The following is a 22,917-nucleotide window of genomic DNA, read 5'->3' on the forward strand; positions in this document are numbered from 1 at the left end:
AGCCCCAGCTGACGCCTCCGTTTGGTAGCGGACCATCTGCGGGGAAGACCGCTGGCCAGTGCCGCACCGGTGCGCTGGCGAGCCATCATCATAGGACGGGAGATTGCCCGGGGGGCTGAAGCCATGTGTCGTCCGCCGAAGGAAGATGCGTATTCCGGCCGACCCGGCCGCCTATTCCGCTGGCACCCGGCCACCCGTTCCGGGACACCCGGGCGCCATCGGAGCGCAGCGACGGGATCCCTCGTCCGGGCGCCGGTCCCACATTGGAGCGACGGGACGCTTGGATGATCAGCCCTTCTCGTCCGTGTTCTTCTCTCCCAGTCCTTTCTTCTTCCTGATGGACGGCCCCTTCAGCGACAGCACGTGCGCGTTGTGGACCAGCCGGTCGCAGATCGCGTCGGCGACGGTGGGGTCCGCGAGCATCTCGTGCCAACTTTTCGTCGGGACCTGGCTGGTCACCACGGTCGACCGCTGGTCGTACCTGTCTTCCAGCACCTCGAGCAGATCGCGCCGCTCCGTGTCTTTCATCGGCGCGATCAGCAGGTCGTCGAGCACGAGTACGTCGAGCTTCGCAAGACGGCTGAGCGCCGCGCCGTACGAGCCGTCGGCGCGGGCGATGGCGAGGTCTTGGAGCAGCCGCGGTACCCGCACGCGCAGAGCGCGGTACCCATGGCGGCAGGCGGTCTCGGCGAGCGCGGCGCCGACGTAGCTCTTGCCCGTGCCGGTCATGCCGATGACGATCACGTTCTGCTTGGCGCGCACCCAGCCGCAGGTGCCGAGCCCACGCACGACGCTCTTGTCGAGGCCGCGGGCGGGGTCGCACCACAAGTCCTCGACGCACGCCTGCATGCCGAGCTTGGCGTCCTTGATGCGGCGACCGACTCGGCGGTTCTCCCGCTCCGTCCACTCGCGGTCCACCATGAGCCCGACGCACTCCTCGACTGACAGCGCGCTGCCGGCGGCCCGCGCGAGCTCGGCGCGCAGCGCGCTCGCCATGTGAGGCAGCTTGAGCTGCATCAGCTTGTCGATGGTCTCTTCGACGGTCATCACACCTCTCCTCGGCTCGCGCCATGGGGCTCGGCGCAGTCGTCATCGGGTTTGCAGGTCACCACGTCATTCATGTCCTCTCCTCGGCTCGACTCTTCTCCGATGCACGTGCTCAGGCTCGTGCACGACAAGGCCCTCGGTTGGTCATGTCCGAAGTCCGCACCGCCTCGCGCTCTCTCCGCGGGAGGCCTCGTCCACAGCGCTTGCAGCCGCCCGAGCAGCATCGGCAGAGGCTGCATCGTCACGCCGGGCGGCGCCTGCTCGGCCGCGCTTCGGAGCGCCACGGCGACGCTGGCTCTGCCACCGCTCCGCGGCTCTTGGCGACGCGGAGCGACCTGGGGCTCATTCATAATCGCAAACCGCTCGATTCCATCCGCGCTCCCGGACGTATCCACCTCTTCACGGTCAAAGTAGGCACCACCGCGGATGTTCTCGTGGAGCACCGTCTTCACCTCCACCTCCTCCCGCAATGCAACCTTGTCCAGGCCGCTCCTCAGGATCGCCTCGACGGTCTTGTACCTCGGATTGCCGATCGCGATCGCACGCCCGCACGCCGCCTCGAGTCGCGACGCGCCGTGCCGCTCGGCGAGCCGCATCAAGCCCAGGCACGCCCTGCGGCCCGTCTCCGGGTGCGTCCGGTGCGCCAGGATCGTCGCCACCACCTCGGCCGTCTTCGGGCCAATCTGCGCCGCCCAGCCCACCAGCCGCTCCGGCGGCCACGAGCCCCACTCCCGGTGCGCGCGCGGACGGTGCTCCGGCTTCGTCACCGCCGTCCCCTTCGGGCCGTAGCTCCGCTCGTGCGACGTGACCCGCGCGCCGCCGCGCCACACCTCCACTACCGTCGCCGTCGCGCGCACGTCGACCTTCGCGCCGAGCAGCTCGCTCGGCACGCTGTAGAGCCGGTGGTCGTATTCGAAGTGGTAGTCGATGTTGACGCCCACCTCGAGCTTCCATGCGCCGATCTCGTAGCGTCGCGAGTGCAGCGGCTTCATCGCCGGACGGTCCAGCTTCTCGAAGGCCGAGCGCCGGCACCCTTCCAGCTTCTGGAAGGGTCGCGTGTTGAGCTTCTCGAGCAGCTCCCGGATCGCCGCGTTGAGCTCCTCCAGGCTGAAGAAGCGGCGGTTGCGCAGGCACGCCAGGATCCAGCGCTGCGCGATCAGCACGCCGCCTTCGACCTTGGCCTTGTCCTTCGGCTTGCGCGGACGCGCCGGCACGACCGCCGTGCCGTAGTGCTGCGCCATCTCCGCGTACGTCGCGTTGATGTCCGGATCCACGCGGTGGGGCGTGCTCACCGCGCTCCGGAGCTGATCGGGCGTCAGGATCTCCGGCACCGCGCCGAAGTAGTCGAGCCCGCGCACTGTCGCGCCTACGAAGTCCACGAGGCTCTGCGTGCGCGTCGCCTCCGCGTACGTGTAGTTGCTCGCCCCGAGCACCATCACGAAGAGCTCAACCTCCGTTGCCTCGCCGGTCACGGCGTCGACGATGCTCGGCTTCTTGCCGGAGAAGTCGATGAATGCCTTCTCACCGGCGCGGTGCACCTGGCGCATCGAGGGTTGAAGCTTCGAGCGATACGCCTCGTACAGGTCGCAGAACTGGCTGTACTGGTACGGTCGCCACCCCGACCCGCCCGCGGCCGCATGCTCCGCGTACTCGGTCCACAAAAGCCGCCGCGTCACGCCGGGCCGGCGCAGCTCCATGTGCACCCAGGCGAAGTCGACGGGCGCAAGCGCCGCCGGCTCGCTTCGACCCACGTGGCGGAACAAGCGTGCTTCTACCTCCGCGTCGTCGAGCTCCTTCGCGATCTCCCACGTCAAGCCGGCAGCCTTCGCGCGCGCGAGGTACTCGCCGACCGTGCTGCGTCCGACGGCCACTGCCAGCGCGATCTCGCGCTCGCTCCGCCCGCACTCGTGCTTCAATCGTAGAACTTCCCGCACTTTTCGCATTGAATGGCGCTCCGACATGCCCGCCTCTCGCGCCCCAGGGGCAGTCGAGAGGCTCGGTTTCGTCACGACCATCCGCGCGTCCCTGCTCCGACAGGCGCGCCGCAGGACCCGCCCGCGATGCGCCCACCCTCGTGGCCCCGCGATCGACGAACCCTCGCCGCCGCTGTCAAGCCCGGCCAGCCCGGCGGCCGGAACGCCGGAACGGGTGGCCGGGTGCCGTCGGAACGGGTGGCCGGGTCACCGGAATCGATGGCCGGGTGCCGTCGGAACGGGTGGCCGGGTCACCGGAATCGATGGCCGGGTGCCGTCGGAACGGGTGGCCGGGTCAGGTCGGAACAGGTGGCCGGATCACGCCGGAATACGCAAGGAAGACGAGTGCGCTGCCGCGCACGCGCGCCTGTTTTGCCCGACGCTGGTTCGTGCCGTGCTGCGCTGGCTGGGGAGGCTCGGGGTACCGCTGTGCCATCGTGGCGACGTCGCAGGTCAAGTCTGGCTCAACGCCTGGGAGAGCTGGCCCAGGTTCGATCCGAGGCGCGGCAGGCCGGAACGCTGGTTGAACGCGATCACCGTACACTTGCCTCGCACTACCACGAGCGGGCGCAGCACCGCAGGGAGGAGTTGGTCGATTTGATCGAAGTGCACGATCCAGCGCCGGACGCTGCTGCTGTGATGGAGTGCGACGACATCAGGACCAGCACCATCGACGCGGTGAACAAGCTCGATCCGGAGCTGCGCTCTGTGCTCGTAGCACACGACCTGAACGGAGTGTCTATGGCCAAGATAGCCGAAGACGCAGGGCTGCCTCTCTCTACGCTCTACAAGCGACGCGCAAAGGCCATCGATGCGCTACGTGACGCCATCAGGCTTCGGGAAGCTAGGGAAATATCCACATACGGAGTGACGCTCTAATGAGCGTCACAGGCCCTGTTGTGCACATTCGGCGCGACTTGGACGACCATGAGGCCGAACGAACAATCGCCGCTCTTTTAATGGCCAAAGGGGGCACGAAGGTGTCGCCCGTCGCAGCCGGTTGCGAGACGACTTGAACCGCCAGCGGGTCAAGCGAGAGCAGCTCGACGAGATCCGCACGCTTCTGGGCGACGGATAGGCGTCGAGCTCGGCGCTGGCGAACGCGCGTCCCAGGCCGCCAGGGCCGGCGGGGCACCGAGCCCGCCGACCCGTCCCTCGGCCTCCGCTTCGACGTCACGGCCGGGGCGCCGCGCTTGCGCTCGAGCGCCTAGTCCGCCAGCGCAACGCGACGGTGCGTAACCAGGTGCCCAATGTGATGACACGGAGCACAGCACCCGGGCGCGTGCTGCGAAGCTCATCGCAGCCGTCTGAACCACGCCCCACCCGAGTCCATGCCCCCTGGTCATCGTCGAGCGCGCGGCGGCGATGCTGGTCGAGCCGGTCGAGAGGCTGCGGGAGAGCGCGGGGTATCTGGATGGGCGGGGGCGTACGTGAGGGCGACCCCCCGCCCGGCCATGGCGGCACATCCCGGCCCTAACCTGGCCCAGATCCGGCCCCCGCGGTGTTGCCATCGGCGAGTGCCGGACGCCTCGCTAGATCCTGGAGCGCACCAACTACATGCGGCGCCAGTACGCCGGCGCCTCCGTCGGGCCGGGATGCTGGCCGAGCGTATCGCTGCCACCGCGGCGTGCAAAAAACCGCGACCGGGACTATCCTCGCCGCCATGCCGCGCCCGAGCTCCGCCCCGCCTTCACCCCGCACTCTCCAGCACTTCTCTGAGGTGGCAAGCTTTCTCTGGTCGGTTGCCGACCTGCTCCGCGGCGACTACAAGCAGGCCGACTACGGGAAGGTTATCCTCCCCTTCACGGTGCTGCGGCGCATGGAGTGCGTCCTCGCGCCGACGAAGGAGGCGGTGCTGAAGAAGGTCGCCACCTTTGACAAGGGCGCGCTGAAGAACCTCGACCCGGTCCTGAAGACGATCACGAAGGTCGGCTTCCACAACGCGTCGAAGTACGACCTGGAAACACTCAAGGGCGATCCAGCCCACCTCGCGAAGAACCTTGAGCACTACATGCAGGGCTTCAGCGAGAACGTGCGCGACATTTTCGAGCAGTTCGAGATGAAGGATCAGATCGCGCGCCTCGACCAGAGCGACCTTCTCTTCCGCGTGGTCAGCGCGTTCGCCGGGGTCGATCTCCACCCGTCGCGCGTGCCGAACCGGATGATGGGCATGATCTTCGAGGAGCTCATCCGGAAGTTCGCCGAGCAGTCAAACGAGACCGCGGGGGAGCACTTTACCCCGAGGGACGTGATCACCCTGATGGTGCACCTGCTCTTCACGTTCGACGACGAGGTCTTCAAGCCGGGCGTCGTACGCACCCTCTATGATCCGGCGGCTGGCACCGGTGGAATGCTATCGACCTCCGAGGAGTACATCTCAGCGCACAACCCGGACGCCTCGCTCGAACTCTTCGGCCAAGAGCTGAACCCCGAGTCGTACGCGATCTGCAAGAGTGACATGCTGATGCGAGCGCAAAAGACTGAGCGCATCGTACGTGGCAACAGCTTCTCGCAGGACGGCCACAAGGACGAACGCTTCGACTACATGCTATCGAACCCGCCCTTCGGTGTCGAGTGGAAGAAGGTGCAGGACACCATCGAGAAGGAGCACGCACAAAGGGGGTTCGACGGCCGCTTTGGGGCCGGTCTCCCTCGGATCAACGACGGCTCGCTACTGTTCCTCCAGCACATGATCTCGAAGATGCGCAGTCCCGAGGATGGAGGCGCGCGCCTCGCGATCGTGCTCAACGGCTCACCGCTTTTCACTGGTGAAGCGGGCTCGGGCGAGAGTGAGATTCGGCGGTGGGTGCTCGAGAACGATTGGTTGGAAGCCATCGTCGCCCTGCCCGATATGATGTTCTACAATACCGGGATCTCGACGTACATCTGGGTGCTCACCAATCGAAAGAAGCGGTCGCGGAAGGGCAAGGTGCAACTCATCAATGGGGTCGACCAGTTTCAGAAGATGCGCAAGGGGCTTGGCGACAAGCGGAAGGAGATGGGTACCGAGCACATCAACGCGATTGTGAAGATGCACGGTGCCTTCCGCGAGACCGAAACGTCGAAGATATTCGCAACCACTGACTTCGGCTACCGGCGCATCGTGGTCGAGCGACCGCTCCGGCTGAGCTTCGCGGCGACGCCAGAACGCATTTCGCGCCTTTCGGAGGAGAGCGGATTCGCGTCGCTCGCCAGGTCGAAGAAGAAAGGCGACGCAGGTTCTAAGGAAGCGGCCGCCGGCGAGGCCATGCAAAAAGCGATCGTGCGCGCCCTAGGCACCGTCGGTCCGGAGGTCGTGACGAGCCGCAGGTTATTCGACGAGAAGCTCCGGAAGGCGTTCGAGAAGGCGAGACTCGACGTGCCGGCCCCAGCGCACAAGGCGGTGCTGGTAGCGCTTGGGAAGCGCGACGAGAACGGGGAAGTGTGCGTCGATGCCAGGGGGCGGCTGGAGCCAGACCCGGAGCTTCGCGACACTGAGAACGTACCGCTAAAAGAGGACATCCATGCCTACTTCGCGCGCGAGGTGAAGCCGCACATTCCGGATGCCTGGATCGACGAGAGCAAGACCAAGGTTGGCTACGAGATCCCCTTCACGCGGCACTTCTACAAGTATGAACCGCCTCGCCCCCTCGATGAAATTGAAGCCGAGGTTCGGCGAATGCAGACGGAAATCCAGGGACTCCTCAGCGAGGTGCTGAAGTGAAGACCCAGCCCTCAGGACGTTTCACGGGTCGCCCAATGAAGAGCTCGGGAGTCGAGTGGCTCGGTAGCATTCCGTCGCAGTGGCAAGTTCTACAAACTCGCAGGATTTGCGAGCTGACGACTGGTGGTCGAGACACCCAGGACGCTAATCCGAACGCCGAGTATCCGTTCTTCGTTCGCTCGCAAACGGTTGAGCGGATTGATACGTATTCTTTCGACGGAGAAGGAGTGCTTACGTCCGGAGACGGTGCCGGCGTTGGCAAGATCTTCCACCACTACGTAGGAAAATTTGAATTCCACCAGCGTGTCTACCTTTATCACTCATTCAGGCACGTCGCTGGTCGGTTCTTCTACTACTACCTGCGCGAGCACCTCCACCGTGTAGTACTTGCGGGGAACGCTAAGTCCACGGTCGATTCCCTGCGGCGACCTATGCTTCAGGCGTTTCCCGTCCTTGTTCCTCCCCTTTCCGAGCAGCACGCCATCGTCTCCTTTCTCGATCGAAAGACTGCCGCCATCGACAGCCTGATCGCTAAGAAGGAGCGCCTTATTGAACTGCTCCAGGAGAAGCGGCAGGCCCTCATCACGCGGGCCGTGACGAAGGGGTTGGATCCGAGCGTGCCCATGAAGGAGTCTGGCATCGAATGGCTCGGGACGATACCTGAAACATGGGACGTTGTTCCGCTTCGCAGGGTCCTGTATAAGATCGAGCAGGGATGGTCTCCTGAGTCTGAGGACCGCCCGGCTGAGGGCGACGAGTGGGCTGTGCTCAAGCTGAGTTCCGTTTCTCGTGGGTGCTTTCGCCCCGAGGAGCACAAGGCGCTGCCCTCAGGAACCAAGCCGGAGGTTCGCTACGAAGTTCGGGCGGGCGACCTCCTGGTTACTCGAGCAAACACTCCACTGCTCGTTGGGGATGCGTGCTGCGTCGAGAACGTGCCGCCTCGGTTGATGTTACCGGACCTGATTTATCGGTTGAGCGTCGATCAGAGGCGTGTGGTGCCAGTGTTCGTCGCGCGATTTCTTCTGAGCGCACCGGGACGAGCTCAAATCATTGCGGACGCTCGCGGAACGAGCATGTCCATGGCAAAAGTGTCGGGCGGGCACATCAGATCTTGGCTGCTTCCGGTTCCCCGTTCACTCGACGAGCAGCACCGAATTGGCAAAATGCTCGATGACTCCTGTGCCCAAATCGACGAAGCTTCGCGAAAGATCGAGGTCCAGATTGAAAGGCTCGTGGAGTACCGCCAAGGTCTCATCATCGCTGCCACCACTGGAAAGATCGACATGTCGAAAGAGGCGGCTTGATGGCGAAGACCAAGGAGAAGGACTTCGAAGATGCCATCGAGGCATCCCTCCTAGCTTACGGCGGCTTCACCAAGGGAGACCCTAAGCGGTACCGCGCCGACGTCGCCCTCTTCCCCGACGACCTCTTCGCCTTCGTCCGCGAGCACCAGCCCAAGCCATGGTCCGCTCTCGAGAAGACCCACGGCGCCGCCCTTGAAGGCCGCGTCCTCGACGCGCTTGTCAAAGCGCTCGACACTCGCGGCACACTCCACGTCCTCCGCCACGGCTTCAAGTTCCAGGGGGCTCTTCTCCGCTGCGCGGCCTTCCGGCCGACCTCTGGACTCAACCCGGGAGTCCTCGCCGCCTACGCCAAGAATCGGCTCACCGTCACGCGCCAGGTTCGCTTCGACGGGTCAAATGACTCAGTAGACGTCGTGCTCTCGCTGAACGGCTTCCCCCTCGTGACGCTCGAGCTAAAGAACCCGTTCACCCGCCAGAGCGTCGAGCACGCCCTCAAGCAGTACATGGACCGCAACGCCAACGCGCTGCTCTTCCGGTTCAAGCAACGCGCGCTCGTACACTTCGCCGTCGACCCGGAACTCGTATTCATGACGACGCGGCTCGCGGGAGCGAACACCGTCTTCCTTCCCTTCAACCGTGGCCGCGATGGCGGCGCCGGTAATGCCGACCATCCGACAGGGCACCGCACCGCCTATCTCTGGGAGCAGGTTCTCCAGCGCGACAGTCTCCTCGACCTCGTCGGCCGCTTCATTCATCTCGAAAAGAAGGAGGTCGAGGAGGACGGCAAGAAGGTGACAAAAGAGACGATCGTCTTCCCGCGCTATCACCAGCTCGACGTGGTGCGGAAGCTCGAGACAGCCGCGCGCACCGAAGGCGCGGGGCGGAGCTACCTCGTGCAGCACTCGGCGGGCAGCGGGAAGAGCAACTCCATCGCCTGGCTCGCCCATCGGCTCGCGACGTTGCACAATCCGGACGATGAACGCGTCTTCCACTCGGTCGTGGTCATGACCGACCGCAAGATCCTCGACAAGCAGCTCCAAGAGACGGTGTTTCAGTTCGAGCACAAGGAGGGCTTCGTCGAGAAGATCGACCAGAACTCGACTCAGCTAGGCAAGGCACTCACAGCGGGCACGCCGATCATCATCACGACACTGCAAAAGTTCCCCTTCGTCACTGGGAAGATCGAGAAGCTACCGAAGCGACGCTACGCGATCGTCGTCGACGAGGCACACAGCTCCCAGAGCGGCGAGGCAGCTCAGAAGATGAAGGAGCTCCTCGGCTCCGGCGCGGCGAATGCCCCCGACGAGGAGGTCGAGGAGCCCGTGGACGGCGCCGATCGCGTCGCCGAGACGATGCTCTCGCGCGGCCGCCAGAAGAATCTGAGCTTCTTCGCGTTCACCGCGACGCCGAAGGCGAAGACACTGGAGGTGTTTGGGCACGTGGGCGAGGACGGCAAGCCCGCGCCGTTCCACCTCTACTCGATGCGGCAGGCGATCGAGGAAGGCTTCATCCTCGATGTCCTCACACACTACACGACCTACAAGCTCTATTTCGAGCTCCAGAAGAAGGTCGCCGACGACCCAGAGGTCCGGAAGAAGCAGGCGGTCAAGGAGCTTACCCGTGCCGCGCTCCTGCATCCGCACAACATCTCGCAGAAGACCGAGATCATAACGGTCCACTTCCGCGAGAAGGTGCGGAAGCTCATCGGCGGCCACGCCAAGGGCATGGTGGTCACGGCGTCCCGGCTGATGGCGGTGCGCTACTACCACGCGTTCAAGAAATACCTCGAGGACAACCGCATCGACGACGTGGGCGTGCTCGTCGCCTTCTCTGGGACGGTCAAGGACCCCGACACCGGGCTCGAGCACACGGAGGCAGGACTGAACGGCTTCGGCGAGACGCAGCTCCCGCGCCGGTTCGCGGGCGATGCCTACCAGCTTCTGCTCGTCGCGAACAAGTACCAGACCGGGTTCGATCAGCCGCAGCTCGTCGCAATGTACGTCGACCGCCGGCTCGCGAACGTGCAGGCAGTCCAGACGCTCTCGCGGCTTAACCGCACGTTTCCGGGCAAAGAAGCAACCTTCGTCCTCGACTTCGTCAACGACACCGACGGCATCTACCAGGCCTTCAAGCCGTTCTACGAGCAGACTTCGGTCGCGGAGCGTGCGGATCCGCAGACGCTATATGACCTCCAGCATCGGCTCGTCGACGCCAAGGTCTTCTACGTGGAGGAGGTTGAGCGTTTCGCGAAGATCTTTTATGCGTCGAAGGCGCGGTCACGCGAGAAGGAACATGCCGAGCTCTACCGCTGCCTCGATCCGGCGCTCGACCGATTCAAGGGCAAGAGCGAGGACGACCGCGACGAGTTCGCGAACGCGCTCGCCGGCTTCGTTCGGCTCTACGGCTTCCTCTCGCAAGTGATGCCCTTCACGGACGCCGACCTCGAGAAGCTGTACAGCTTCGCGCGTTACCTCGACACACGGCTGCCTCACGGCCGGGGCCGCGAGCCAGCGAACGTAGCAAAGGACGTCGGCCTCAAGGCCTACCGGCTGCAGAAGACGAGCGAAGGGTCGATCCAGCTCCGGGTGGGCGAACCGCCGCCGCTCAAGAGCCCCTACGCCGTGGGTACGCGCCAGGCGAAGGACGAGCGGGCGAAGCTGTCGAGCATTATTGAGGTCCTGAACGAGCGGTTCGGTACGACGTTCACCGAGAGCGACCAACTGCTGTTCGAGCAGTGGGTCGAGGACGCTAAGCGCGACGAGATGGTTCGCAAGAGGGCACGGGCGAACGCGTTCGATCACTTCTCCCTGTCGATTCGCGATCTCATCGACGGGATCGTGGCGAGCCGGCTCGATCAGAATGCAGCGATCGGAGCGCGCTACTTCAACGATGAGACGTTCCAAGCGACGGCGTTTCAGGAATTGGCCAGACGCATCTACGACGGGATCCGCGCCGAAGCACCGGTTGGAAACTCGCCACACTGAGGGTAGTGATTCGTGGCGCCATTTCTCCGGCGGGTCGCCGAACAACAAGAGATGTGTTGTTCGCCTCGGCTTCGCTGTGGTCGTGATGGCCGGCGCAGGTGCTGCCGATGCAGGCGTAGGCGCCCGAGCCTCGGCCGGAGCTGCCACGGCCGGCTCCGCCTCCCCCTTTGTCGGCGCGCCGGCTGCCACGGGCGGGCCCATGCTGCGCGTTGACGGGCGACGGGCGGGCCTACCGCTCAGTGCTCTGTCGCCATGTGCGGAGTCCAGCCGTACATGGCGCAGTTGCTCGGTAGGCCCTTAAGTATAGCCCGGTTTCAGCCAGTCGGAGTCAACAGCGCCGTGCGGCTAGACATCGGCTGGCCTACCATTGGTCAATGGTGACCGGTACCTTGACCATTACCCAGCGGTGGGCCGAGCAGTCGGCCGATCGCCTCGTAGACCACCCGGACCGCCATCTTATCGCCGACCGCGACGGCGCGGGTGAGCGCGTCGGCGAGCGAGGCGACCACGGCGGCCCGGGGTGACGGGTTCGTCAGCGGGACCTCTTCGGGCGCGCTGCTCGCCGGTTGGACCCACGTTGGGTCCATCGCTTCCGAGGGGGTACGATCCGGGGGCATGCCTCCCTGGAATCCCGGGGAAAGCGACGGATCGCAACGGTTCGCCACCGCATAATCGTTCCGTGAGGACCTCTCCGGCGCCGAGGCGTCGGTGGAAGAAACATCAGTTCATTGTGGTCAGCGATAACAACGCTGTTCTGGGCGCGGTATGGCCGCTCTTCTCGACGCGCACGCGGAACCCGCTCGCACCGGGCCCTGCCGGGCTATCCGGAGGCGCGCCGGATAGTGCCGGGCGATCTCGAGCGCGGGCGCAGACCGCTCTTCGCCGCCCGCTTCGGCTTCGGCGCGCCCGTCCGCGGGAGGAAATCCCCCCCTCCCCACGCCGTCACCGCGTCGATGAAGGCGCGGACCTGCGGCGGCATGAACTCCCGCTCCGCGTAGATCACCGCGATGTGCGAGTCCGCCTGGATCGCGCCTGGCAGCACGTGCACGAGGGCGCCGCTCTCGAGGTGCGGGCGCACGATCCGCTCCGGCACGAGCGCGATGCCGATTCCCTTTAGCGCGGCGTCGCAGAGCAGGAACATGTCGTTCGTGAAGAGCGCGCCCTCGACCTGGAACTTGCCGCCGGAGGACGGCCAGTGCGTCTGCGGCAGCTCCCCCCGGGCGAAGCCCATGAGGCAGCGGTGGCTCCGCAGGTCGCGGCGCGTGCGCGGCGCGCCGCGGGCCTCGAGGTACGCGGGCGAGGCGACCGCGAGGAGCGGCATGCGCACCAGCGTCCGGGCGACGAGGCCGGGCTCGAGCGCGGTGCTCGCGCGGAGCGCGACGTCGTAGCCGCCGCGCTGGAGGTCGACGTACTGGGTCGAGCTGTGGACGTGCAGGCGGACCTCGGGGTGACGCCGCGCAAAATCGCAGAGCATCGCGCTGAAGCTCTCGCCCATCATCGGCGGCACCGAGACGCGCAGCTCGCCGCGCACGGCGTCGTCGGCCTTGCGCACGCTCGCCTCGGCCTGGTGGACGGCGTCGAGCACGATGCGCGCGTGGCGGTAGAGCGCCTCGCCCGCGTCGGTGAGGGCGAGGCTGCGCGTCGTCCGGCGGAGCAAGCGCACCCCGAGCCGCTCCTCCAGCCGCGCGAGGCGGCGGCTGATGGTGGCGCGAGGGACGCCGAGCTCGGCGGCGGCGCGGGACAGGGATCGGGCCTCCACGGTCTTCGAGAAGGCGAGGAGCTCGGAGGTCTCGAGGGGTTCGTCCATCTGGATCAAATCCTGGCAGGTGCTTCCAATTGTTGATGCATTGTTACAGGCGCGTCCACGGCCCAGAATGCTCGCTCATGAACGACAAGGCACGCACCATCGGTTACTGGATCTCGACGGGTCTCCTCGGCCTCGCCTTCGCCGCAGGCGGGCTCGCCGATCTCGCTGGCTCCCCCCAGGTCCTCGAGGGCATGGCGCACCTCGGCTACCCGCCCTACTTCGCCACCATCCTCGGCGTCTGGAAGGTCCTCGGCGCCGTGGCCCTCCTCGCCCCGCGCTTCCCGCGCCTCAAGGAGTGGGCGTACGCCGGCATCTTCTTCGATCTCACCAGCGCCGCCGCCTCGCACGCCGCCGTGGGCGACGCCGCCGGCCAGGTGATGACGCCCCTCGTCCTCGTCGCCGTCGCCGCCGCCTCCTGGGCGCTGCGCCCCGAGAGCCGTAGGTTCGCGAGCGCTCCGAAGCGCGAGGCCGGGGCCCACGTCGGCGAGCCCGCGCTCGCGACCTGACGCGGGATCTCACGGAACGACTCGCCCCACCTCGACCACGTACGACGGAGCAAGCCTCATGAGCGACCAACTCCTCCAGCAGATCCTCCTCGAAGCCCGCACCCACAACGGCTGGCTCGCCGAGCCCATCGACGACGCGACCCTGCGCCGCCTCTACGAGGCCCTGCGCCTCGGGCCGACGGCGGCCAACAGCGTGCCGGCGCGGGTCGTCTTCGTGAAGAGCCCTGAGTCCAAGGAGCGCCTGCGCCCCTGCCTCGCGCCGGGCAACGTCGAGAAGACCATGAGCGCGCCGGTCACCGCGATCATCGCCTACGACACGCGCTTTCACGAGAAGATGCCGAAGCTCTTCCCGGCGCGCCCGACGATGGGCGAGACCCTGGCCGGGATGCCGCCGGAGCAGCGCGACTTCTTTCTCCTGCAGAATGCCTCGCTCCAGGCCGGCTACCTGATCCTCGCGGCCCGCGCGCTCGGGCTCGACTGCGGGCCGATGGCCGGCTTCGACCGGGAGAAGGCCGACGCCGCGTTCTTCGCCGACGTGCCGTGGAAATCGATCCTCCTCATCAACCTGGGCCACGGCGACCCGGCGAAGCTCTACCCGCGCAACCCCCGCCTCGATTTCGAAGAGGCCTGCCGCATCGCGTAGCGATCGGCGTGGAATCGGCCGGCGCGGCTGGCAAGGCGAGGCCGCTCGGGGGCATGAATCTTATCGAGTTCGTCGACGTCGCGAGCGCGAAGGCGGCCCGCGGCGTCCACGAGGCGACATCTCCCCGCGTCATGATCTCGCCCAGAAAATCGCCGCTCCGGGAGTAGACGGTACCACGCACTCGCCCCTCACAACGCGTTGGCAGGTGTTCTCATCCTCCTTATCCACGCATCCCAGGCCGGGAGGGCCAGGTCCGGGGAAATTACCCGGACATCGTCGCGCATGCCGCGCCATCATTTCCGTTAACGAGCGCGTGTAGGCTCGGGCACCTCGGTGAAGAATCCGAATTGCTGAAAGGGGAGCAGGCGCATGGTGTCAGCTCAGGGGGACGTCGAGGACGCCGCGAGCGGCGGGCGATTGCCGCAGGCCTTCGTACCAGCGGCGCAGATGCGGGTGCTCGAGGTGTTCGAGCGGCAGGCCCCACCAGCGGTGCATCTCGCAGGCGATGGGGATGTCGGCCATCGTCAGGCGCTCGCCGGCCATGTAGGGCCGCTGCGCGAGATGGGTATCGAGCAGCGTGAGAAGTGGCTCGGTCGCGGCGACGGAAGCCGCGATCGCCTGCACGTTGCGCTTCTCCGCGGGCGTGCGAACGAGCTGGATAAAGGCGTCGCGGCCGGCGCCGTTCAGCGTCGTCTGCTGCCAGTCCATCCAGCGCTCGGCGTCGAAGCGGGCGCGCACGTCCTCCGGGTAGAGCCCGCCTGTTGCATGCTTCGCGCACAGGTAGCGCACGATCACGTTCGATTCCCACAGGACGAAGTCGCCGTCCTCCAGCGTGGGCACCAGCGCGTTCGGGTTGCGCGCCAGGTACTCCGGCGTCTTCGTGATCCCGAAGGCGGCACCGGCGTCGATGCGTTCGAAGGGCAGATGCAGCAGCTGCGCGGTGAACACCACCTTGCGCACGTTGATGGAGGAGATGCGGCCCCAGATCTTCAGCATGGCGTGGTCCTCGCGAGGTTCTCGTGGAGGATAGCGGCGAGCGCCGCGATCCCGGCGTCGATTCTGATCCACCGAAGCGGTGGCGAAGGACAGGCGCAATGTGCGCACGTCCGCTGCGTCCGCATCGAAGGCAACGCCGGGAACGAAGGCGACGCCGCGATCCATGGCCCGCGGCAGCAGCTCCACCGCATCGAGGCCGGGCGCTGGCGAGCGGCAAGGCTACGGCAGCGAGTCGACGCGAGCGGCGGGCTCGATGTTCGGCCCAAGCTTGCTCACCCCTTCGGTGCCGCCGGCAGCCCGAGCAGCTGACCGATCGCCTCATGAACGACCCGGGCTGCCTCCACATCCCCGAGGGCGACGGCTCGGCTCAGAGTGCCGGCGAGCGAGGCGACGACGGCCGCCCGAGGCGGCCTATGGACCATCGCATCGAGCACGAGCTCCTGGGCGAACCGCATTGCGCTCGGCGGAGCGCGCTGTCAGGTCGTGCCTCCGGAAAAGCGGCTCCGGAGATCGCGATCCGCGGTCCGGAGATCGCGCGGCGGAGTCGGGGGGTTCTCGATACCCCGCGCGCCGTTCTCGAGACCCGAAATTTCGTTCACGAGACCCCTTCGGCGGTCCTCCTGACCCCCCTCGGCGGTCCTCCAGACCCCCCTCGGCGGTCCTCCTGACCCCCTCGGCGGTCCTCCAGACCCCCCTCGGCGGCTTCCCGAGGGAGACCGCGAGCAGGTCCCGCCGATCGCCAGCGGGGATGAGGGCGAGGCACCGGGTCTGACCGTCGTGAACGGTATTCATTCCGTGGACGCCGAGCAGCCCCGGTGCCCTCGCCGAGCGCGTCGACTCAGGTAGACCGCCATGACGACATTGATCACCAAGATAACGACGCGCGTCGGCCGCCATCCATGGCGGATGAGATCCCTGATCTCGAAGGGGACGAGCGAGGCAGTCGCCCCGACGACCAGCCAGGGCGCCCACCGATAGCCATGGTGGAGCGACCAGCCCTCGATGAAGCTGAGCAGGGCGTCCGCCGCGAGCGCGGCGCTCACGACATGGGCGCCGTGCGGCGTCGTGGCCGTCGAGAGCGCTTCCGTCAGCGCGGCGCTCCAGGCGCTCGCGCTCTCCCTGCCCAGGGTGACCGCGAACGCGTGAGCTCTGGCGGCGAGCCCGGACGAGGCCAGGCGGAAGAGCGCGAACGCCATCACGAGCTGCAGCCCCGACTTGGCGAGCTTGTAGATGATGATGACGCGCACGCCGAGCGCGCGCCGCGGAGGATGGGCTTGATCGTCTTCGAGTCGATCCCTCTCGACCATGCGCTCCATTCTGGCACGCGCCGTCGCGACCAGGGCGGCAGCGCTCGGCCCCGGGATCGAGACCAAGGCTCACCTGGAGGCGGACTTGCTCTTCTCGCGCCGCGCGTCGCGCTCGCGCTGCCGCTCGGCGACCCGGCGCGCCCGGTCGACCCGCTCCGAGGCGATCTGGCTCGGGGACTTCGTGCCTGCCTTGATGGACTGCTCCGCCCAGAACTTCGCGGCCTCCTTGCTGGACATGGCGCACTCCTCGCCTTCGCTGCAGCCCATGCGGGGGCTCTGCCGCTGCGCGAGATCCCGCGGCGCGGCCGCGCGCTCCTTGCCCTGGGCGGCCGCAGGCTCCCGGGTGGCCGCGGCCCCGGCCGACCGGGCAGCCCACGCGCCGCGCGCCCCGGCGCTCGAGGCGGTGCACTCCCCCGCCTCGCTGCAGTTCATGCGCGACTCGGCCTTGCTCTTGAGCGGCGACGCGCGCCTCTGGGCGGACGCCGCGCGCCCCGCGGCGGCGCGCGCCTCGCCGCGGCTCCCGTGGGCCGACGCCGCGCGAGTGGCGCAGTCCGTGCCGGTATCCGAGCAGCGGATCCGCTCCTGCCCCCGAGAGAGGGGGATCGCCGCGGCGCGCTCGGCGCGCTCGGCGCGCCACGACCGCTCGGCGGCCTGGTCCCGCGGCGCATGGCGGTACGGCCGATCCACCATGTCGCCGCGCGACCGGTGGATCTCGATGTGCCGCGGCGCCCGCGCGGTGCGGGCGCCCTCGGCGAGCGCCACGCCGGCGCACAGAGACGCGCCGACAAGGGTCGAAACCACGACGGAAATTTTCATTGGACTTCCTCGCTCTCCGGCAGAGTGGGTGAACGAACCACGCCGTCCCCGGCGAGCGAGCGTCTGCCTGCGGGTGCTCGCCCGCCGTGAGCGCGAGGGAAGCAAGAGCGACACCACCCTGGAATGACGGGAAAGCGGGCCGGCGTCGACCACGCCGTCACGAAGCTAACAGCGCGCCCACGCGCCCCGTCAGCGTTCGTCGGCGTGGCGCGTGGCGCGCGGCGCGCGGCGTGCGGCCGCGCGCCACGCCGGCGCCGCGTGCGGCGGAGAGAGATGCTCGCTCGCGCCTCGCGGAGCCCGCCGTGAGCCGATGACCTCGTGAAGGCGGCGGTCAGCGCAGCGCGGTGGTGATCACATACCGCGTCCGGCCCGACTCCGGATCATCGCAGTTCTTGTAATACTCCCCGGACCGGTGGAGCTTGCTGCAGTGGTCCTCGCAGTCGCCGACGATCTCGATCATCCCGCAGCCCTCGAGCTCCCCGTCCGCGCCGGGATGGCCGGCGGCGCAATCGCGCCGCGCGGCGTGCGCGACATCGACGTTCTCCGCGTTGTAACAGGCGCGCAGGTACGGCGTCTCCGAGAAGAGGTTCCCCCAGAAGGCCCCTTCGATGTGCGGGTACTCGTCGAGCTCGTCGGGCCCGACCTCGTGGCGCAGCGGGTTCTGCGCCGAGCGCATCGAGATGAGGACCGACACACCATAACGGTTCGTGTGCGCCGCGAGGCACGCGGAGACCATCTGCTTGCCGTCCGCGTCGAGCGGGCGCCTGTCCCACCGGTCGGCGAGGCCGAGATGTCCTGTGTAGACCTCGCGATGGATCGCGCCCGCGCGGTCGGTCCAGGAGAAGCGGAACGACTGGGACTCGTTCAGCGCGCAGCTGACCGTGTACTTCACCAGCGTCCGGAAGAGATCGCCCCCCGCGCTGGGATCCCTGAGGGCGGAGGCCGCGCGGGGGCTCAACGCGTTGTAGCTGAGCGCGTTGTAGCTCAGCGCATTGTAGCTGAGCGCGTTGTAGCTGAGCGCGTTGTAGCTCAGCGCATTCCCGCTCTCGATCGCCTCAGCGCTCGAGCCGAGCTCCTCTGTTCCATCCACGCCGAGCTCGAGCTCGGGCGCCATGCAGCCGGTAGCCATGAGAAGGATGCCTGCGCATCCAAGCACACTCTTGGTATTCACGTGATGAGACCTCGGTAGCGAGCCAAGAGGAGCGCCCCCGCTCCCCGATCACAGCACGCCCTCCGGCGCGTCGCTCAGGGCGACTGCAGCCGGGAACTCTCCACGTCTATGGACAGGGTACGGCCAATCACGTCGGCTGTCAGCCCTTAAATTACACGTCCCGTGCGGATTCAACCGTGGGACAGCGGTGCTGTGTTCCGACCCGTCCCGACCCACTGCGCCGCGAGCTCCAGTGTGCGCGCGTTGTCGGGGACGTGGGAGAGAAAGCGCCTCCGCCACTCGGGATCACGGACGCTGGCCGCGCGATCGAGCAGCTTGTCGCGCGCCGCGGCGATGGCGGCGGCCGCCCGCTTCGCGTCGCCGACCGCGGAGAACGCCTCGGCGTGCACCAGCCGGATCATCGACTCGCCCTCTTCCAGCCCGCCGAGCGACTCGAGGGCGGCCAGGGCCTCGCCGGCGGCCGCGAGCGCCTCGCGCGCGCGCCCGAGCCCGAGCAGCGCCCGGGCGCGGATCGCCGTGGCCGCGACGCGCAGCGGCGACGCGCTCTCCAGCGCCTCGGCGAGGCGCGCCTCGCGCTCCGCCGCGCCGAAATCGCCCGCCAGGAGGGCGATCTTCGCCAGGTAGGAGCGCGACACCACCTCGGCGCGCGGGTCGCCGAGCCGCTGGCTCGACGCGAGCGCCGCCTCCTCGACGGCCCGCGCCTCGGCGAGCCGGCCGCGGTAGGCGAGGACCTGCCCCAGGCTGGCCTGCGCCGCCGCCGCCACCTCGTGGAGGCCCATCCGATCGGCGGCCTCCAGCACCGAGCGGAGCGCCGCCTCGGCGCCGCCGAAGTCGCCGAGCTCCCCGTACGAATAGCCCAGGTTCGCCCGCGTGATGCACGCGTTGCGGCGGTCGCCCACCTGCTCGAACGCCGCCAGCGCCGCCTCCAGGCCGGTGACGCAGGCGCCGGGGTCGCCCCCGCTCATCGCCCGGAAGGCGCGCGCCTGGTGCAGGCCCGCGACCACCTCGGCGCCGGCGCCCGCGCCGGTCGGCGCCCCGTCGCGGAGCGCGCGCTCCACCGCCGCGATCAGCGCCTCGACGACCGCCGGGCGGCCGGCGAAGGCCAGCGTCGCGGCGCCCGCGCAGAGGCACGTGCTCCTCGCGCTCTCGGCGCCCTCCAGCGCGGGCGCGGCGATCGCCTCGCTCATCCACCGCTCCACGCGGTCGAAGCCGCCGAGCTTGCTCGCCGCCGCGACCCCCTGCGCGATCGCCGCGAACCACGGCGCCGAGCCGCGCGCGAGGTGCCGCGCCGCCTCGGTCCCGCGCTCCTCGGCGAGCGCCAGGTCGCCGCGCCAGACGTGGGCCTCGGCCTGCACCAGCCGCAGCGCCCCCACCACGGCGGCCTCCGGGGCGCACGCGAGCCCGCGCTCGGCCCGCGCGATCGCCGCGCCGAGGTCGTTGCCCTCCAGGGCGTGCTGCGCCGCGCGCAGGTACGCCGCCGCGGCCCGCGCCGGCACCACGCCGCGCTCGAAGTGCTCCGCGAGCGTCATCGCGTCGGGCTCGCCCGCGCCCTCCAGCCAGGCGCCCGCCAGCGCGTGGCCCAGCCGCCGGTCCGCCTCGGTCAGCATCCCGTACGCCGCCTCGCGCACGAGCGCGTGCCGGAAGCGGTACTCGACCTCGCCCCGCAGCCGCCCCGGGCCGCGCCGGTGGATCACCTCGCGCCGCTCCAGCTCCGCGAGCCAGCGCGTCACCCCGGCCCCGCCGAGCAGCGCGCTCACCCCGCTCGGCCAGAACGCCTGGCCGAACACGCTCGCCGCCCGCAGCACGCGCCGCGCCTCCGCGTCGAGCGCCTCGATGCGCGCCTGCACCATCGCCAGCACCGTCTCGGGCAGGTCCGCGCCGTGGCCGGCCGCCACCGCCCGCACCTGCTCCTCCAGATAGAACGGGTTGCCGTCGGCGCGGTCCACCAGCGTCGCCACGAGCTCCGCGCTCGGCTCGTCGCCGAGCGCCGCGCGCACCAGCCGCTCGCTCGCCCGGCGCGTGAGCGGCGGCAGCATCATCTGGTTGCCGAAGCGGCCCTGCGCGAGCCCCGGGAAGGCGTCGTGCACCTCGGGGCGGCCCAGGCCGAGCACCAGGAACGGCAGGTCCTTCAGGCTCCGGAGCGCCGCCTCCACCATCGTCACCGTGGGCAGGTCGCCCCACTGCAGGTCCTCGAGGATCAGCAGCACCGGCTGCTTCGCGCACTCGGCCCGGATGAACTCCTCCCACGACAGGCGCAGCTGATCGCCCATCAGCAGGCGGTTGCGCCGCGCCGCCCCGACCTGGATGTCGTCGTCCGGGAAGGGCGCGCCCACGAGCTCGCCGAGGAAGGCGCTCACGCGCCCCACGTCGAGCTCCCGGTGGCGCTCGACCCGCGCCCGCACCTTGCGCCGCCGCTCCTCGAGCGGCTCGCCGTCGACGATGCCCATCGCGCTCCGCAGCGCGCGCGACAGCATCCCGAACGCCGAGCCGGAGCTCATCGGGTCGCCCTGGCCGACCCACACCTCCACGCCCCCGCCGTGGTCCGCCCGCGCGTCCTGGGCACCCCGCTCGCCGCGCCCCGACACCTTCTCCAGGAACTCCTGCCGCAGCCGCGACTTGCCCATCCCCGCGGCCGCCACCACCAGCAGCGCGCCCGAGGTCGACTCCTCGACGCTCCGCTCGAGCTCCGCGGTCAGCACCGCGAGCTCCCGCTCGCGCCCCACGCACGCCATCGGCTTGCCGAGCAGCGCCGGCGCCGTCGCCACCTTGAGGTCGTCGCGCGCGCCGTGCAGGAAGCGCGCGGCGCCCTCGCAGCTCGTCTCGAACCGGCCCCCGAGCAGCCCCGCCGTCACCTCGTCGATCCGCACCGCGGGCGCGCCCGCGGGCTCGCCGCGCGACGGCAGGAGCTGCACCGCCCTGTCGATCAGCTCGCCCATCGGGATGCGCGAGGTGAGCTCCGCCCGCCCGGTCACGAGCGCCACCGGCGCGCCGCCGAGCAGCGCGCGCAGCGAGAGCGCGCAGCGGGCGGCCTGCGCCGCGAGATCGGTCGCCGCCTCGGCGCTCGTCAGCACGAGCAGCGGCGAGCGCGCGTCGATGAGCTCGATCTGGCCCTGGTAGCGCGCCGCGAGCGCGCGCAGCTCCTCGGCCTGCTCGAGCGCCCGCGCCTGCTCCTCTTCCTGCGAGCGCGTCTCCTCCTCGGGCGCCGTGCGCTCGTGCGCGAGCACGAGGCACGTGACGCGCCGCTCGCTGCTCGTGAGCTCCAGCACCCGCACCGGCGCGGCGGGCTCGCCGCCGTCCGCCGTGTCGACGCTGCAGAGCTCGACCGCGCCGAGCGCCTCGGCGACGGCCGCGCCGTCGCGGGGCCGCTCGTCCCGCTGCTTCGCGAGCATCCGGGCGACGAGCGCGTCGAGCGCCTCCGACAGCTCGGGGCGCAGCTCGCGCAGGCGCGGCGGGTCGTCGAGGAGCACCTTGACCAGCACGGCGAGCGCCCCGACGCCCTGGAACGCGGCGCGCCCGGTGAGGCACTTGAACAGCACGCAGCCGAGCGCGAAGACGTCCGCGCGCGCGTCGACGCTCCGCTCGCCGCGCGCCTGCTCGGGCGCCATGTACTCCGGCGTCCCGAGGACGGTGCCCGGCATCGTGAGCTGCTGGTCGATCCGCAGGCGCGCGATCCCGAAGTCGAGCACCATCACCCGATCGAGCCGCCCGTCGACGAGGACCAGGTTGCTCGGCTTGAGGTCGCGGTGAACGACGCCCTGCTGGTGGAGGACGCCGAGCGTCGCCGCGACCCGCGCGACCACATCCACGCTCTCGGCCGGGGTGAGCCCCCGCTGCGCCATGCGCGCGGCGAGCGTCTCCCCGGAGAGCCACTCCATGACCATATACGGCTGGCCGCCCGCGGTGATGCCGTGAGCGATGTAGCGGACGACACCGGGGATGCGCAGCGCCGAGAGCGCCTGCACCTCGTTCGAGAAGCGGCTGAGCTCGCTCTTGCCGGCGCGGCGAAGCACCTTGAGAGCCACGGTGTCGCCGGTGCGCCGGTCGCGCGCCCGGTACACGTGGCCCATCCCGCCCGAGCCGGCGAGGCCCTCGATCTCGAACCGCTCGTCGACGATCTCTCCCGCGCGCATCAACGGCCGTGGATCCAGCGATATCATGTACGCGCCCCGTTTCGCTGGGGGGCATTCCTGCTTTCGCGCGTGCGAGGTGGGCGCATGACCGACATGCCGTCTCAAGGCGTCTCTCCGGCGCGCAGCGTCATCGCGATCTCCGCGAGCAGCGCCTCGTTCTTGTGAGACGGCTCATGATTTCTCCCGAGCTCACCCCTTCCAGCGCGACGGGATCGGCGACCTCGGGTCCTGTCGTCACACGCCATCGCCGCGGGGCGCGCGCGTCCAGAAGGCGCATCCAGAAGATAGCATTCCGCTCGGGCGGCACTCTTTTCCAGGCCGAGGTCCAGAGAGCCCACGAGAGCGCCGCCGGCCACGGCGACGTGACCGGCACCTGGACAGATCGGTCCCAACGGGCTCGGCGCCGATCGGGATTCCTGAGACACGGTGAGAATTCTCGTCGTGCGCTTGCGCCGCGCCCGCCGGTCCCGCGCCGCCAGGCCCTTGTCCGCCCCGACGAGCGACCGCGCTCGCCGCCGCGCCCGCCGTGC

Annotated in this window: 15 protein-coding genes and 1 pseudogene; 7 read left to right on the forward strand and 9 right to left on the reverse strand. The window is 68.8% G+C overall.

What is annotated here, in order from left to right; translation table 11 throughout:
* Positions 1-288: 288 nt before the first annotated feature.
* Both istB and istA read right to left on the reverse strand, forming a co-directional pair.
* Entirely contained in the window at positions 289-1,047 is a 759-nt protein-coding gene (istB, locus tag WME85_RS42495) for an IS21-like element helper ATPase IstB (RefSeq protein ID WP_437829857.1), read from the reverse strand.
* Positions 1,048-1,454: 407 nt separating this feature from the next.
* Positions 1,455-2,990: pseudogene (istA, locus tag WME85_RS42500) on the reverse strand (IS21 family transposase); the annotation flags it as partial.
* Positions 2,991-3,006: 16 nt separating this feature from the next.
* Here istA and WME85_RS42505 point away from each other — a divergent pair.
* The 5 genes from WME85_RS42505 (at position 3,007) to WME85_RS42525 (ending at position 11,011) form a co-directional block, all read left to right on the forward strand.
* Positions 3,007-3,621: a sigma factor gene (locus WME85_RS42505; RefSeq protein WP_437829859.1), complete on the forward strand. Its 615-nt coding sequence runs from the start codon at positions 3,007-3,009 to the stop codon at positions 3,619-3,621.
* 5 nt (positions 3,622-3,626) lie between these two features.
* Positions 3,627-3,899, forward strand: a complete 273-nt coding sequence (locus WME85_RS42510; protein WP_437842520.1) for an RNA polymerase sigma factor — start codon at positions 3,627-3,629, stop codon at positions 3,897-3,899.
* A gap of 841 nt (positions 3,900-4,740) precedes the next feature.
* Complete coding sequence (locus WME85_RS42515) at positions 4,741-6,723, forward strand: type I restriction-modification system subunit M (protein ID WP_437829861.1); 1,983 nt, start codon at positions 4,741-4,743, stop codon at positions 6,721-6,723.
* Positions 6,720-8,027, forward strand: a complete 1,308-nt coding sequence (locus tag WME85_RS42520) for a restriction endonuclease subunit S (RefSeq protein ID WP_437829863.1) — start codon at positions 6,720-6,722, stop codon at positions 8,025-8,027. Before WME85_RS42515 ends, WME85_RS42520 begins: the two co-directional genes overlap by 4 nt.
* Entirely contained in the window at positions 8,027-11,011 is a 2,985-nt protein-coding gene (locus WME85_RS42525; protein ID WP_437829866.1) for a type I restriction endonuclease subunit R, read from the forward strand. Before WME85_RS42520 ends, WME85_RS42525 begins: the two co-directional genes overlap by 1 nt.
* A 371-nt stretch (positions 11,012-11,382) precedes the next feature.
* Here the strand turns inward: WME85_RS42525 and WME85_RS42530 are convergent, their stop codons facing one another.
* A complete protein-coding gene (locus WME85_RS42530) occupies positions 11,383-11,598 on the reverse strand; it encodes a hypothetical protein (protein ID WP_437829868.1) in 216 nt (71 codons plus the stop codon).
* A gap of 233 nt (positions 11,599-11,831) precedes the next feature.
* Positions 11,832-12,818, reverse strand: a complete 987-nt coding sequence (locus WME85_RS42535; RefSeq protein ID WP_437829871.1) for a LysR family transcriptional regulator — start codon at positions 12,816-12,818, stop codon at positions 11,832-11,834.
* A gap of 77 nt (positions 12,819-12,895) precedes the next feature.
* Between WME85_RS42535 and WME85_RS42540 the strand changes: the two genes are divergently transcribed.
* On the forward strand, positions 12,896-13,324 hold the full coding sequence (locus tag WME85_RS42540) for a DoxX family protein (protein ID WP_437829873.1): 429 nt from the start codon (positions 12,896-12,898) through the stop codon (positions 13,322-13,324).
* 58 nt (positions 13,325-13,382) lie between these two features.
* A complete protein-coding gene (locus tag WME85_RS42545) occupies positions 13,383-13,967 on the forward strand; it encodes a malonic semialdehyde reductase (RefSeq protein ID WP_437829874.1) in 585 nt (194 codons plus the stop codon).
* A 375-nt stretch (positions 13,968-14,342) separates the two neighbouring features.
* Here WME85_RS42545 and WME85_RS42550 read toward each other — a convergent pair whose 3' ends face one another.
* The 5 genes from WME85_RS42550 to WME85_RS42570 form a co-directional block, all read right to left on the reverse strand.
* A complete protein-coding gene (locus WME85_RS42550; RefSeq protein ID WP_437842523.1) occupies positions 14,343-14,963 on the reverse strand; it encodes a glutathione S-transferase family protein in 621 nt (206 codons plus the stop codon).
* 788 nt (positions 14,964-15,751) lie between these two features.
* A complete protein-coding gene (locus tag WME85_RS42555) occupies positions 15,752-16,270 on the reverse strand; it encodes a DUF2127 domain-containing protein (protein ID WP_437829876.1) in 519 nt (172 codons plus the stop codon).
* A 69-nt stretch (positions 16,271-16,339) separates the two neighbouring features.
* Positions 16,340-17,071, reverse strand: coding sequence for a hypothetical protein (locus WME85_RS42560; RefSeq protein ID WP_437829879.1), 732 nt, complete (start codon positions 17,069-17,071; stop codon positions 16,340-16,342).
* Between the two features lie 346 nt (positions 17,072-17,417).
* On the reverse strand, positions 17,418-18,215 hold the full coding sequence (locus WME85_RS42565; protein ID WP_437829881.1) for a hypothetical protein: 798 nt from the start codon (positions 18,213-18,215) through the stop codon (positions 17,418-17,420).
* A 212-nt stretch (positions 18,216-18,427) separates the two neighbouring features.
* Positions 18,428-22,387: a serine/threonine-protein kinase gene (locus WME85_RS42570; protein ID WP_437829883.1), complete on the reverse strand. Its 3,960-nt coding sequence runs from the start codon at positions 22,385-22,387 to the stop codon at positions 18,428-18,430.
* Positions 22,388-22,917: the final 530 nt, after the last annotated feature.

The organism is Sorangium sp. So ce1153 (assembly GCF_051521595.1).
Taxonomy (GTDB): Bacteria; Myxococcota_A; Polyangia; order Polyangiales; family Polyangiaceae; genus Sorangium.

Bases quoted from the DNA above. Each gene is read 5' to 3' on its own strand.
- istB (WP_437829857.1), bottom strand. From the start codon at position 1,047: ATGACCGTCGAAGAGACCATCGACAAGCTGATGCAGCTCAAGCTGCCT.
- WME85_RS42505 (WP_437829859.1), top strand. From the start codon at position 3,007: ATGCCCGCCTCTCGCGCCCCAGGGGCAGTCGAGAGGCTCGGTTTCGTC.
- WME85_RS42525 (WP_437829866.1), top strand. From the start codon at position 8,027: ATGGCGAAGACCAAGGAGAAGGACTTCGAAGATGCCATCGAGGCATCC.
- WME85_RS42530 (WP_437829868.1), bottom strand. From the start codon at position 11,598: ATGGACCCAACGTGGGTCCAACCGGCGAGCAGCGCGCCCGAAGAGGTC.
- WME85_RS42535 (WP_437829871.1), bottom strand. From the start codon at position 12,818: ATGGACGAACCCCTCGAGACCTCCGAGCTCCTCGCCTTCTCGAAGACC.
- WME85_RS42540 (WP_437829873.1), top strand. From the start codon at position 12,896: ATGAACGACAAGGCACGCACCATCGGTTACTGGATCTCGACGGGTCTC.
- WME85_RS42545 (WP_437829874.1), top strand. From the start codon at position 13,383: ATGAGCGACCAACTCCTCCAGCAGATCCTCCTCGAAGCCCGCACCCAC.
- WME85_RS42550 (WP_437842523.1), bottom strand. From the start codon at position 14,963: ATGCTGAAGATCTGGGGCCGCATCTCCTCCATCAACGTGCGCAAGGTG.
- WME85_RS42555 (WP_437829876.1), bottom strand. From the start codon at position 16,270: ATGGTCGAGAGGGATCGACTCGAAGACGATCAAGCCCATCCTCCGCGG.
- WME85_RS42565 (WP_437829881.1), bottom strand. From the start codon at position 18,215: ATGGCTACCGGCTGCATGGCGCCCGAGCTCGAGCTCGGCGTGGATGGA.
- WME85_RS42570 (WP_437829883.1), bottom strand. From the start codon at position 22,387: ATGCGCGCGGGAGAGATCGTCGACGAGCGGTTCGAGATCGAGGGCCTC.